The sequence below is a fragment of the Curtobacterium sp. Csp1 genome, assembly GCF_013347185.1.
In genome coordinates this window covers 3,380,894-3,394,050 of sequence record NZ_CP054594.1, presented here as the reverse complement: position 1 = coordinate 3,394,050, position 13,157 = coordinate 3,380,894, and the positions used below count along the sequence as shown (strand labels likewise).

Annotated in this window: 12 protein-coding genes; 2 read left to right on the top strand and 10 right to left on the bottom strand. The window is 74.5% G+C overall.

What is annotated here, in order from left to right; all coding sequences use genetic code 11:
• Positions 1–8: 8 nt before the first annotated feature.
• From HUN58_RS16320 to HUN58_RS16285, 8 genes are all read right to left on the bottom strand, one after another.
• A complete protein-coding gene (locus HUN58_RS16320; RefSeq protein WP_180225201.1) occupies positions 9–1,043 on the bottom strand; it encodes a hypothetical protein in 1,035 nt (344 codons plus the stop codon).
• A gap of 115 nt (positions 1,044–1,158) precedes the next feature.
• Positions 1,159–1,740 (bottom strand): alpha/beta hydrolase, encoded by a 582-nt coding sequence (locus HUN58_RS16315; protein ID WP_217488545.1) that lies wholly within the window; start codon positions 1,738–1,740, stop codon positions 1,159–1,161.
• 27 nt (positions 1,741–1,767) lie between these two features.
• Positions 1,768–2,733: an AraC family transcriptional regulator gene (locus HUN58_RS16310; protein WP_141861326.1), complete on the bottom strand. Its 966-nt coding sequence runs from the start codon at positions 2,731–2,733 to the stop codon at positions 1,768–1,770.
• Between the two features lie 157 nt (positions 2,734–2,890).
• Positions 2,891–3,304: an ATP-binding protein gene (locus HUN58_RS16305; protein WP_229666715.1), complete on the bottom strand. Its 414-nt coding sequence runs from the start codon at positions 3,302–3,304 to the stop codon at positions 2,891–2,893.
• Positions 3,301–3,639, bottom strand: coding sequence for an STAS domain-containing protein (locus tag HUN58_RS16300; protein ID WP_114850903.1), 339 nt, complete (start codon positions 3,637–3,639; stop codon positions 3,301–3,303). Before HUN58_RS16300 ends, HUN58_RS16305 begins: the two co-directional genes overlap by 4 nt.
• 57 nt (positions 3,640–3,696) lie before the next feature.
• Positions 3,697–4,908 carry a multidrug effflux MFS transporter gene (locus tag HUN58_RS16295; RefSeq protein ID WP_254631525.1) on the bottom strand — a complete coding sequence of 404 codons (1,212 nt, stop codon included), beginning with the start codon at positions 4,906–4,908 and terminating at the stop codon, positions 3,697–3,699.
• Between the two features lie 142 nt (positions 4,909–5,050).
• A complete protein-coding gene (locus HUN58_RS16290; protein ID WP_114850904.1) occupies positions 5,051–7,708 on the bottom strand; it encodes a phosphoenolpyruvate carboxylase in 2,658 nt (885 codons plus the stop codon).
• Between the two features lie 103 nt (positions 7,709–7,811).
• A complete protein-coding gene (locus HUN58_RS16285; RefSeq protein ID WP_180225200.1) occupies positions 7,812–8,474 on the bottom strand; it encodes a heme oxygenase (biliverdin-producing) in 663 nt (220 codons plus the stop codon).
• A gap of 60 nt (positions 8,475–8,534) precedes the next feature.
• Between HUN58_RS16285 and HUN58_RS16280 the strand changes: the two genes are divergently transcribed.
• A complete protein-coding gene (locus HUN58_RS16280; RefSeq protein WP_180225199.1) occupies positions 8,535–9,377 on the top strand; it encodes a siderophore-interacting protein in 843 nt (280 codons plus the stop codon).
• Between the two features lie 165 nt (positions 9,378–9,542).
• Positions 9,543–10,049, top strand: a complete 507-nt coding sequence (locus HUN58_RS16275; RefSeq protein ID WP_254631700.1) for a GIY-YIG nuclease family protein — start codon at positions 9,543–9,545, stop codon at positions 10,047–10,049.
• Between the two features lie 36 nt (positions 10,050–10,085).
• On the opposite strand, the gene HUN58_RS16270 is transcribed toward HUN58_RS16275, so the two are convergent.
• Together HUN58_RS16270 and HUN58_RS16265 are read right to left on the bottom strand one after the other, a co-directional pair.
• Complete coding sequence (locus HUN58_RS16270) at positions 10,086–11,675, bottom strand: GMC family oxidoreductase (protein ID WP_180225198.1); 1,590 nt, start codon at positions 11,673–11,675, stop codon at positions 10,086–10,088.
• Positions 11,672–13,012 (bottom strand): alpha/beta fold hydrolase, encoded by a 1,341-nt coding sequence (locus HUN58_RS16265; protein WP_141861319.1) that lies wholly within the window; start codon positions 13,010–13,012, stop codon positions 11,672–11,674. Before HUN58_RS16265 ends, HUN58_RS16270 begins: the two co-directional genes overlap by 4 nt.
• Positions 13,013–13,157 lie beyond the last annotated feature (145 nt).

Genomic DNA, 13,157 nt, shown 5'->3' with positions numbered 1-13,157 from the left:
CGCCTGGGTCATCGGCGGCCGAACAGCCCGAGGAGCCGGGCGACGAACCGGGACCACCAGCCCGGGCGGGCGTCGGACGCCTGCTCGTCGACCGTGGCGTCGGACGCTTCCGGTGCGGCCGGCAGCGCGACCGCCTCGGGCAGGACGACGGGTGTGCTCGCCGTCATGCCGGCGTGGGCCGTGAGCGCGGCAGCGAAGGCGGCGCGGTCGATCACGGTGGGACCGGTCGCGGGCTGGACGAGCGGGGTCGGGCGGGTGTTCGCGGACACCGGGCTGACCACGGGCAGCGACAGCACCGGGCGCACGGGCTCGGCTGCCGCGGCGACCGACCGGCCGGTCGAGACGTGCGCGGACACGGTCGGCGCGACGACGGCTCGCGCGTCCGGACGGGCCGGGGCGTCGCGGAGGGGCGTCGGGACGGGCGCGGTCGCGGCGCGACGGGCGGCGGCGCGGTCACGGCGGTCTGCCTCGGCAGCGGCGTCGGCGAGCAGGTCGGCGAAGACGGTGTGCGCGAAGGCGCGGGCGGCCTCGACCTCGGCGTCGTCCAGGTGGGCGACGGTGGCCTCCCAGGCGGCGAGGCGGGCGAGGTCCTCGTCACGACGGCGGACCTCGTCCTCGAGCAGCACGATGCGCTCGACCGTGGTGCGTCCGGTGGCTGCGGAGAGCTCGACGGCCAGGTCCTCGATGCGCAGGGCGAGACGCTCCGGCGGCTCGGGGAACGACGGCGCGCAGGCGGCGACGTGGCGGGCACGGTCGCGGCGGCGGAAGGAGGTGGCTTCGGGTGCGACGGCAGCCTCGGCGGCGACGGTGGCCGGCGCCTCGTGGACCGGCTCCTCGTCGATCGGGTCGGGCTGGGTCGCCTCCGCGTCCGCCGGAGCCGTGTCGACCTCGATGTCCGGACGCTGCACGGGCCCGGTGACCGGCGGCACCACGAGGTCCGCGAGGTAGGGCGTGCGCGTCGCCGGCGCGTCCCGGAGCCACTCCTCGACCTCGCGACCGAAGGGGTCCACGAGGGGGGTGCGTGCGCCGGGCTGCGTCTCCATGTGACGAAGGATAGATATCACGCGGCCGTGAACGGCGGACATCCGCGGTGTGTCGCGGTTCACGGGCCTGCGGACGTGGTGTGCCAGCCCGGACGTGAGCGGCGTGTCGGAGCGCTCAGCAGCGCTCCTCGAACGCTGCCAGCAGCCGCCGGCCCTCGTCCCACCGATCGACGCCGCTCACGACGTTCACGTGCTGCCGGGCGCCCACCCGCAGCACCTCGGCACCGATGGCCGCCCCGAAGCCCGTCGCACGGTGCAGCGAGCAGTACGGGTCGTCGTCGCTCACGACGAGCGCGGTCGGCGTCGACACCCGGGCGGTCGGCGCACGGAAGCCCGCGGCGGCCGCGGGGAAGGACGGTGCGTCGGGGTCCGGCGGCGCCACGAGGAAGGCCCCGGCCACGCGGTCGCCGTGCGTCACGAGCCAGTCGGCGACCGCGAGCACGCCGAGGCTGTGGGCGACGAGGACCGGCGGCCGACTCGTGGACGCCACGGCGCGCGACAGTGCCTGCGACCAGTCGGCCGGGTCCGGGTCCGACCACGACGTCGGCGCCGTGCGGACCGCCTCGACCCCGGGCTCGGCCTGCCATCGCGACTGCCAGTGTTCGGGGCCCGAGTCCCAGATGCCCGGGACGATCACCCACGGGTGCCGCTGCGGGCTGCCCTCGCTCCGGGCCGACGGCCGTGGTGCTGCGTTCACCCGGGCAGCGTAGCGAGACCCTGGGTCTCAGCGCTGGAGTGTGTCGCGCGGGTACTCACCGAAGCGCTGGTGGTACGCGGCGGAGAACCGACCGAGGTGCGCGAAGCCCCAGCGCACGGCGACCTCGGCGACCGTCAGCTGCCCCGGGGCCCCGCGCAGCAGTTCCTCGCGGACGCGGTCCATCCGGACGCCGCGGAGCATCGCGTTCGGCGCCGTGCCGACCTGCCGCTGGAAGGCCTGCTGCAGGCCGCGGACGCTCAGCCCGACGTGCTCGGCGACGTCCGTGGTCGAGATCGGGGTGTGGGCGAACGCGTGCATGTACTCGATCGCCGTCCGGACACGGCTCGTCGCCCCCTGCGGCACGGGGACCTGCGGGGCCAGCTGCCGGTGCGGGAACGTGTGCAGCATGGCGAGTGCGGTCGCGCGGGCGGTCTCGGCCATCGCGATCGGCGACACCGGGCCGCTGCCGAGGATCGTCGATGCGGCGCGCTGCACCTGCGCGTTCCAGGTCTGCAGGTCCTCCCGCCGCGGACGCGCTGCCTGGTCGAAGACGAGCGGTCCGGCAGAACCGCCGTGGACCTCGGAGGCGACGCCCTCGAGGAACCGCTTGTCGAAGTGCACCAGGCTCTGCCGGACGTCCTGCAGGTCGAAGGCGAAGGGGCCGTCCGTCGGGAACACCACGGGCGTCCCGGGGCCGTAGCGGACCTCGTCCTGGCCGGAGCCGATGACGCCCCCACCCTCCGACGTCCAGACGACCACGTACTCGTCCCCGGACGATGCCTGCCCCGCCGCACGGGCGTCGAACACCGTCGAGCGGAAGGACATGACGTCGTCGCCCACGACCCGGAAGCGGTACGAGAACGGCCGGTCGGTGTGCCCGCCGACGAAACCGGCCCCCTCGTACGCCTGCCCGAACATGTCGAGTGCGGCACCGAGATCGGTGCCGGCGGTCTCGAACCGGGTGCGCGGGTCGATCGGGGTGTCGATGCTCATCGCATCCACCGTCCCACCGGCACCGTCCGACGGCCCGCGTGGCGGCGACGGGTGCGCATGGCGGCTCCGCCGGTGCGCAAACCGGATGACCGGGTGCCGTCCGGACAGTCGGTCGAGGGTCGGGGCCGTCCGGGATCCGACAGTCAGGACCCCGTCGTCAGTGCCGGTCGCGCCGCGCGGTCCACCGGTTCTCGTCGCCGACCCGCTCGTAGCGCAGGTCCTCGACGACCATCTGGACGAGCGCGAGCCCGCGGCCGCTCTCGGCGAGCCCCTCGGGCAGGTGCGCCTTCGCCGGGTCGACCGGCACGGGGACCCCGTCGTCGGTCAGGTGGACACGGACCTCGGAGGGTTCCACGTCGAGCCGCAGGGAGCAGGTCACGGAGCGGCCCGCGGCACCGTGCTCGACGACGTTCGAGGCGAGCTCCACGAGCGCGAGCTCGAGCGCCATGCGGTCCTCCGCCGACACGTCGGGTTCGCTCGCCCAGACGTCGGCGAGGAAGGTGTGCACCGCCGTGACGTCGTCCGGCGGACACGCGAGGTCGAGGACGTGCCCGCGCATGGCCAGGGTCATGCCCAGTTCGTCACCGCGGCGTCCCCGTCCGGGTACGTCCGCAGGATCTTGTCGATGTTCGAGAGCTTCAGCACCATCTGGACCTGTTCCGACGGAGCCGCCAGCCGCAGGTCACCCCCGGCCTGCCGCGCGGTCTTCAGGCAGCCGACCAGGGCGCCGAGGCCGGACGAGTCCATGAACTCGACGCCGGACAGCTCGACGACCAGACGCGAACGCCCGCCCTCGACCACCTTGGCCACCGTCTCACGGAACGCACCGGCGCTCACCATGTTGAGCCGGCCGCTGCATTCGAGCACGGCGGTGTCCGCCGTTGCCTCGTGTACGACGATGTCCATGCAGGTGTCCCTCCTGATCACTGCGGGTGCAGCTTGCAACCTACCGGGTACCGTCCGTCAGGTGTTCCGGCCTCGCCGGGTGGCGACGACCTGGACGACGAGCGCGGCGGCGATGAGGACCGCCATCACCCCGCCCATCGCGAGCGCGGTCCCGCCGAGCACGCCGGCCAGCGGGGTCCCGAGCCCGCCGAGACCGAACGTCAGGCCGCCCTGCAGCGCCGCGGCCGTCCCGGGGTGCGCCGCACCGACGTGCTGCGTCCGCGTCATCGCCGCGGGCAGGACGAAGCCCCAGGCGCCGGTCACGACCGCGAGCCCGCACCACACCGGCACCGGCCCGGCACCGGTGAGCGCCGCGACGAGCACGACCGTGCTGCCGACGGTGCCGACGAGCAGCCCGACGGTCAGCAGGGTGTCCTCGGAGACACGGCCGACGACCCGGCGGAACACGAGCGTCGTGACGACCATCATCGTGGCGTTGGTCGCGAACACGAGGGTGTACAGCTGCTCGGAGAAGCCGTACTGCCGCTGGAAGACGAACGAGCTCGTCGCGATGTAGGCGAAGAACCCGATCGTCGAGAGCACCCCGGTCAGGACGTACGCGCGGAACCGCCCGATCGCGAGCAGGTCCCGGATCCGCCGGCCGTTGTCGCGGAAGCCGGTGCCCCCGCGGGACGCCGGGGGCAGCGTCTCGCCGAAGCGCAGCACGACGGCCGCCGCGAACCCCACCCCGAGCACCGCGAGCACGACGAACATGAGCCGCCACGACCCGACGGTGAGCACGGCTCCCCCGGCCAGCGGCGCGACGACCGGTCCGAGGGCGTTGATCGCCGCGAGGGTCCCGAACACCTTCGCCGTGCGGGCCCCGGTGGTGGTGTCCGACACCATCGCGCGTCCGGCCACCGCCGCCGCGGCCCCGGCGAGGCCCTGCAGGACCCGGGCAGCGACGAGCGTGCCGACGTCCGGCGCGACCGCGCAGCCGACCGACGCCAGGGCGAACGCCGTCGTCCCGACGAGCAGGAGCGGTCGCCGTCCGATCCCGTCACTGACCGGTCCGGCCAGGAGCTGCCCCACCGCGAACGCGACGAGGAACGCGGTGAGCGAGAGCTGCACGACACCGGGCGTCGTCCCGAGCTCGCGGGCGATCGCGGGGAGCGCCGGGATGTACATGTCCGTCGCGAACGGTGAGACGCCGACGATCAGCGCGAGCGGCACGATCGGCGGCAGCACCGCTCCGGTGGTCGGTCGGGTCCCCCTGCGCTCCGTCGTCACCCGCGCAACGCTACGCGCCCCGGATCGATTCGACAGTGCGACCGCGGCGGGTGGGTGGTGACCCCACGACGGACGGGAGGCACGTGGCGGGTCCGCCACGTGCCTCCCGTCCGTCAGGGGGTCGCGATCGCGACCCGCGGGGTCACCCGGTGTTCTGCAGGCCGGCGGCCACGCCGTTCACGGTGAGCAGGAGCAGCCGGTGGTCGGCGTCCGTCGGGTCGGTGCTGCCGGAGGTGCGGATCGCCCGCAGCGCGCGGAGCTGCAGGTGCGACAGGGCGTCGACGTACGGGCTGCGCAGGCGGACGGCGCGGGCGAGCACGGGCCGGTCCTCGAGGACGTCGCTCCCGCCCGAGACCCGGAGCACCCAGTCGCGGGTGCGGAGCATCTCGTCGAGGACCTTCGCGGCGAGGTCGTCACGGTCGGCGAGCTCGAGGTACCGTCGGGCGATCTGCTCGTCGGTCTTCGCGAGCGACATCTCGACGTTCTTGATCATCGCGCCGAACAGCGGCCACTCGGCGTACGCCGTCCGGAGCAGCTCGACGTCGCCGACCGCTTCGAGCGCGGAGCCGAGGCCGTACCAACCGGCGAGGTTGATCCGGGCCTGCGTCCACGAGAACACCCACGGGATGGCGCGGAGGTCCTCGAGCGACTCGACGCTCAGGCCACGGCGGGCCGGGCGGGAGCCGAGGGGCAGGAGGCCGATCTCCTCCATCGGGGTGACCCGGGCGAACCAGGGCGCGAAGCCGTCGGCCTTGACGAGGTCGTGGAACGCGGTCCGCGACACGTCGTCGAGCTGCTGCGCGAGGTCGGCGAACCGGGTCGCCGCGGCGGCGGTGCGGTCCTCGTTCGAGGGCGACGACGCGAACAGCGTGGCCGAGGCCATCTGCTCGAGGTGCCGCGCGGCGATGTCCTGGTCGCCGTACTGGGCGAAGATGACCTCGCCCTGCTCGGTGAGCTTGAGTCGACCGTCGATCGACCCCGGCGGCTGGGCGAGGACGGCTTCGTTCGCCGGTCCGCCGCCACGGCCGAGCGAGCCACCGCGGCCGTGGAACAGCGTCAGCTCGACGTCGTGGTCGCGTGCCCAGTCGGCGATGCGGGCCTGCGCGTCGTACAGCGCGAGGTTCGCCGAGACCGGGCCGACGTCCTTCGACGAGTCGGAGTAGCCGAGCATGACCTCGAGCTTCCTGCCCGTCGCGGCGAGCCGGCGCTCGAACGCCTCGGTGTGCACGGCCTCGTCGAGGATGTCGACGCTCGCGTGCAGGTCGGCGAACGTCTCGAAGAGCGGGATGACGTCGAGCACGGGTGCTGCCTCGACCGATCCGAGGGCCGCGACCGCGAGCTCGTGGACGTTCGCCAGGTCCTGGGCGGACTGCGTGAACGAGACGATGTAGCGGTGCGCCGAGCGGACGCCGTAGCGGCGCTGCAGGTCGGCGATCGTGCGGAAGACCGCGAGGACCTCTTCCGTGGTCTCGCTCAGCTCGCCGCCGGCGCGGATCTCGGCGAGGGCCGTGCGGTGCACCTGCGAGTGCTGGCGGACCTCGAGCTCGGCGAGGTGGAACCCGAAGGTCTCGACCTGCCAGACGAGGTTCTGCAGTTCGCCGTTCGCGGTGCGGGCGGCACCGGCGGCGACGAGCGAGGCCTGGATGACGCGCAGGTCCGCGAGCAGTTCCTCGGGTCCGGCGTAGGCCATGCCGTCCTGCCCACGGCGCGTGGCGCGGATGCGGGCGGCGACGAAGAGCAGCGCTCGACGGTGGGTCTCGTTCGGGGCGCGCACCCCGATGCGCTCGGCGACGGCGGGGTCGAGCGACTCCTGCGCGGCGACGAGGGCCTGGAGCCCGGCGTCCGCCGGGGTCTCGGCGGCGTCGAGCGTCAGGGCGGCACCGATGCGGGTGGCGGCGCGGGCGAGCCCGAGCAGGATGTGCTCGGCGGCGATGTCCGCGGCCTGCCTGGTGACCTCGGCGGTGACGTGCGGGTTGCCGTCGCGGTCGCCGCCGATCCAGGTGCCGAACCGCACGAACGCCGGTGCCGTGACGGGCACGCTGCCGGCGTCCTCGCCGAGCAGCCGGTCGTCGAGCAGTCGGTAGACCTGCGGCACGATCTCGAACAGCGTCTGGTCGAACACGCTCATCGCCGTGCGGACCTCGTCGAGCGGGGTCGGCCGGGTCGTGCGGAGCGGCGAGGTGCGGAGGAGCGTCGTGATCTCCTCGAGCAGCCGGCGCTCGTTCTCGGCGCGGGCGGTGGCGTTGCGGGCCGCGTCGCGCTCGTCGATCAGGTCGGTGATGCGCCGGACGGCCGTGGTGACGGCACGGCGGCGGGCCTCGGTGGGGTGGGCGGTGAGCACCGGGTGGAACCGGAGGTCACGGAGCCGCGCGGCTGCCTCGTCCGCGCCGACCTGCTCGACGAGGGACGCGTAGGTGGCGGGGAACGAGTCACCAGCGACACCGCCGTCGTCGCCCCGGGCACGCAGCACGCGCACGCGGTGGTGCTCCTCGGCGAGGTTCGTCAGGTGGAAGTACGTCGTGAAGGCCTGGGCCACGGCCTCGGCACGCTCCGCCGACATCCCCGCGACGATCCGTTCGGCCCGGGCGGCACCGTCGGTGTCGGACCCCTCGTACGCGCCGATCACGGCGGCACGCAGGTCCTCCACGTCGTGCAGGAGTCCGTCTCCACCGGTCTCCCGCAGCACCCGCCCGAGCAGGTTGCCGAGGTACCGGACGTCCGCGCGCAGGTCGCTGTCGACCGCTCCGCTGACGTCGTCCCGTGCGCGCCCGTGGCGCGTCGATCCGTCGATCGCCGTCATGGGTTCCTCTCACGTCCGCCGGGAACGCGGCCCGGGTCCCCAGCAGCGTACCGGCGCGGACACGACCGTGACGACGACCGTCCGGACGGTCCCCGCGTCGGGCTCAGGCGGTCGCCGCGGGCAGGCCGTGGCCGATCGACCGCAGCACGGCGCGGTCGAGTGCGGCGGCCATCTCGACCTCGGCCAGGACGGCGTCGCGCTCGGCGACCGTCCACGGTGCGGCGTCGAGCTCGGCGCGGTAGGTCTCCTGGAACGCGGCCGGGTCGGCGACCTGGTCGAAGATCGTGAACAGGACGCCGTTCGTGTCGAAGCCGAACCGCTCCTCGAGCAGCGCGGCGAGGGTCGGACCCCCGCTGAGGTCGCCGAGGTAGCGCGTGTAGTGGTGCGCCACGAACCCGCCCGGCGAGGTCGCGGCGACCTCGTTGAGCCGCCGGACGTACGCGGTCGTCGCGGCGGTCGGGCAGCACAGCTCCGACCAGTCCGGACCGACGAGGTACTCCAGGTCCGCGGTGATCGCGGGCAGCCGGGTGAGCTGGTTCGTGACGAAGGGCGCCGCGACGGGGTGGTCGACCATTCGCTCGGCGGCCCGTTCGAGGGCGGCGTAGACGTGGGCGTACTGGCCGAGCAGGTCGGCGTAGTCCGCGACGTCGCACTCCCCCGCGAACAGGCCCTGTGCGCCGGACGCAGCCGCCCCGGATGCGGCCGCGTCCGAGCGACCCGCCCGCCGCCGCAGCAGCTCGGAGAACGTCGTCACGGTCGCACCCATGAGGTAAGGCTAACCTCAGTGCTCGGAACGTCAAGCAGTCGACTGACAGGAAGTCCCCCGATGAGCTCCAAGCCCCAGCGCCCGCAGCACGTCTTCGTGGTCGAGCGCACCGAGCGGCTCACGCCGCACATGGTCCGTGTGCACCTCGGCGGTCCGGCGTTCGCGGACTTCGTCGCCGCCGCCGACCCGGAGCGGCTCGCGTCGACGGACCGCTATGTGAAGCTGCTGCTCCCCGCACCCGGCTCCGACCTGCGGCCGCCGTACGACCTCGACGCACTCCGGGCGACGCTGCCGAAGCACGAGCTGCCCGCGCGCCGCACCTACACCGTGCGGGCGGTCGACCACGACGCCGGCACCATCGCGGTCGACTTCGTGGTGCACGGCGACGAGGGGCGCGCCGGCCCCTGGGCCGCCACGGCGCGGCCGGGCGACCTACTCGCGCTCTCCGGCCCCGGCGGCGGCTACGCGCCGTCCACGGACCCCGCCGTCACGCACGTGCTGCTCGGCGACGACAGCGCGCTCCCGGCGATCGGCTCCGCCCTGGAGGCGCTGCCCGCCGCCGCCACGGGCGTCGCCCTGGTCGAGGTGGCCGGGCCCGCTGACGAGCAGCCGCTCGCCCACCCGGCCGGGCTCGACCTGCGGTGGCTGCACCGCGACGCCACCGGCGCCGAGCCGGGCACGCTCCTGCTCGCGGCGACCCGGGAGCTGCCCCGTGCCTCCCGGCCGGTCCAGGTGTTCGCGCACGGTGAGCGGACCGCGGTCAAGGCGATCCGTCGACTGCTGCAGGACGAGTGGGGACTCGAGAAGGCGGACCTGTCGCTGTCGGCGTACTGGGCGCTCGGGCGGGCGGAGGACCGGTTCCAGGAGGAGAAGCGCGAGCCGGTCGGGGTGATCTTCGACTGACCGCAGGCGCGGGCGACCCGGTGGCCGCCGGCGGGGTCGGTGGCTGCCGGTAGCGTCCGGCGGGTGAGCACCTCGTCTGCGGCCCGCTGCTGCGTCACCGGGTGCGGTCGCCCCACGGCACCCGGCACGCAGGGCGTGCTGCCGCTCTGTCCGGAGCACCTCGGGCTGGCGGCCGAAGCCGTCGAGGCCGGCGCTGCGTCCGGAGCCGCGTCCGGTCTGGTGTCCGGTGTGGAGGACGTGCTGCCGGGGCCGTGCCCGGCGTGCGGGTCGCGGCTCGGCGTGCGGTACGCGTCGGGGATGCTGTGCGCCGTGTGCGAGTGGCGCTGGGGCGAGGTGCCCGACGGCGACCTCGCACCGCCGCGCGTGGACGTCGTCTACTACCTGCGGCAGCGCGACGACTTCGGCGACCGGATCAAGATCGGCACGACGGCGAACCCGCGGCAGCGGCTCGCGGCGGTGCCGCACCAGGAGCTGCTCGCGTTCGAGCGCGGCGACCGGACGCTCGAGCGGCGGCGGCACGCGGCGTTCGCGGCGGACCGCTTCGCCGGGACCGAGTGGTTCCGGACCACGCCGGCGCTCCTCGACCACGTCGACGTCGTCGCGGCGGGCGTGCCGGACCCGTGGGTCCTGCACGCCCGCTGGCGGAGCGAGGCGCTGGCGCTGCGGGGCTGAGGCCGCCGGTCCTCCGTCTCGGACGGGTGGGCGGGGTCAGGCCGCGGTGGCGGCGCTCCGGGCGCGGTCGGCGGCCGGGTCGTCGCGCAGGAAGCGGTCGGCCGTGCGGAGCGAGAGCGCCATGATGGTCAGCGCCGGGTTCGCGATGACCGCGCTCGGGAACACCGAGTTGTCGCAGACCCACAGGTTCGGCACGTCCCACGAACGCCCGGCCGGGTCGACGACCGAGCTCCCGGCGTCGAGGCCCATCCGCGCGGTGCCGATCGTGTGCGCGGTGCGCTCGAGCACCCGGACGTCGGTGCCGCCGGCCGCCTCGACGATCGCGGTCATCGTCCGGACGGCGTGCGCCCGGATGGCGTCCTCGTTCGCACCGGGCGAGAAGGTCACGCGCGCCCGCGGGACCCCGTGCTCGTCGAGCTCGTCGGACAGCACGAGCCGGTTGTCGTCGTACGGCAGGCACTCCGCGTTGATGCCGACGCCGGCCGTCCTCGGGTAGTCCCGCATCGCCCGGACGAGCTCGGCGCCGCGCAGCCCGCCGCCACGCACGAGCGTGGTGGCGAACGTGAGCGGCTGCACGCCGAGGGACTGGATGAGGTAGCCGCCGGCGAAGTCCGCGTCGGCGGGTCGGACGAAGTCCTCGGTGATGATCGACGACGGGTAGCCGCGGTACGAGCGCATCGACTCGTCGAAGGTCGCCCAGACCTGCGTCGCGCCGTGCGCGGTGAAGTTCCGCCCGACCTGGCCACTGCTGTTCGCGAGCCCGGTGTGGAGCAGGAGCCGCGGGGTCTCCACGCCGCCCGCAGCGAGCACCAGGGAACGGCACCGCTGCCGGCACTCCTGCCCGTCGCGGGTGTACAGCACCGCGCAGACCCGCCCCTCGGCGTCGAGCTCGATGCCGTGCACGAACGACTCGGGGCGGATCTCGGCCCCGAACGCCACGGCCGCGGGCAGGTACGTCGTGTCCATCGACACCTTCGACCCGTTCCGGCAGCCCTGGTGACACGAGCCGCACGACACGCAGGCCTGGCGGAGGCCGTGGTGCTCCTGGACGCGGTCCTCGGTCGTGAGTGCGACGGGGGCGTCGGTCGCGGTGATGCCGAGCGCCTCGGCGCCGCGGACCATCATGTCCGACGAGGCGTTCCGCGGCGGCGGACCCATCAGGTAGCGGCGCTCCGGGTCCCACGGGTAGTGCGCGGGACCCGCGACGCCGACCTCGTGCTCGACGCGCTCGATGTAGGCGGTGAGCTCGGCGTGGTCGACCGGCCAGTCCTCGCCCTGCCCGCTCTCGGTGCGCAGGCGCAGGTCGTGGACGCTCGGCCGGGGCGTGAAGGCACCCCAGTGCAGGGTCGACCCGCCGACGCCGGTGCCGCTGTTGTTCGGACCGAACGCGGTCGGTGCGGACCCGCCGCTGATCCGCTCGTCCATCCAGTTGATGTCCGCCGGGGCCTCGACCTCGTCGGGCAGGTGGTCCTCGGGCTCGGTGTTGCGGCCGGCCTCGAAGGCGACCGCGGTCAGGCCCTCGCGGGCGAGTCGGGCCAGGAGCGGGGCGCCACCGGCCCCCGTGCCGACCACGACCACGTCCACGACCTCGTCGTCCGGGTACCGGCGCTGTGCGTCGAGTCTCATCGTGCTGTTCCCTCCGGTTCCCATGCTTCCCGTTGCCCGGCTCCGAGCAACTGGAAGCCCTGCTTGCGGACGCCGTCGCCACCGTTGGCGAAGCCGTCGTAGTCGATGTCGGACATGGTCGCGGGGTGGGCGAGCCACTGCTTGACCAGGTCCACCCCGGCGTCCTCGAACCACGTCCGGAGCTGCCCGGCGTCGAGCGGACCGTCGGAGCGCAGTCGTCCGGCCGCGGCGTCCTCGAGCGCCGCGGGCAGGTCACCGGAGTCGGCGATCGGCGCGAGCACGTCGAGGGCGGCCCGGTAGGCGTCGGCGTCCGTCAGCATGCCGTCGGCGCGCCACCCGTCCCCCTGACCCGCGGCGAGCTGGGCGTCCAGGCGCAACGCGAGGTCGACCTGCTGCGGACCCGGCTGCGGGACGACGACGCGGGCGACCGCGCGGAGCGTGTCGAGCTGCCGGGCGGTCAGGGCGCGGGGTTCCGTCGCGGGGTCGTCCGGCAGTGCGCGGACGGCCAGGACCCCGCGTGTTCGGGCGCTCACCCGCGGCGACGCGAGCACCCGGGCGGTGTCGGCGGGGACGACCGGGGACGGCGCGACCCGGCGCGACCAGAACTCGCGGACGACGGCGGCCACCTCGACCGGGCGCTCCCACGGCAGCAGGTGGGCGGCGCCGTCGACGACGTGCAGCTCGGCGGCGGGCCAGTGCGGCATCGTCAGGCGTCGCTGGGCGTCGGCGTCCAGGTCGCCGTCCTCGGCACCGGCCAGGACGAGCGCCGGCGCGGGGTTGGGCTCGGCGTCGGCCGACCAGTCCTCACGGCTGCCGCGGAGCAGCCAGTCGCGCCAGGCCCGCGGGTCGGTGCGCTCGGCGTCGTGCACGGCCATCTCGTGCCGGTCCGGCGGCAGCGTGGACGCGGTGTTCGCGTCGACGAACTCGGCGGCGTGGTCGGGTCGGATGCGTCCGTGCTCGGCCCAAGCGAGCATCGACTCCCGACGTTCCTCGGCCATCGGCTCGGGAGCGAGGGGCGAGGCCGCGAGGAGCACGACGGCGCGCAGCCCGAACAGGCCGTTCGCGCCGGAGAGCGTGCGGTCCGCGACCACCGTCGCGACCTTCCCGCCCATCGAGTGCCCCACCAGCGCCCACTCGGTGGCGCCGCTCGCGCCGATGGCCCGCTCGACCGCAACGGCCATCTCCTCGACGGTGGTCCCTGCGCTCGCGGGGCTGCGGCCGAAGCCGGGGAGGTCGATGCCGACCAGGTCGAGGTCGCCCGCGAGCTCGGAGCGGAGCAGCGCGAACTCCTCCGAACTCGACCCGAGGGCGTGGAGGCAGAACGCGGTCGCTGTCATCCTTCGTTCCTACCGGGGCGGAACGGCCGGACCCAGACTGGCGTACCCCGATCCTGTACCCCGTGCTGATCCTGTACCCCGCACTGGGTCCGGTCCCCGCGCTGGGTCCGGTCCCCGCGCTGGGTCCGGTCCCCGCGCCGGGCTG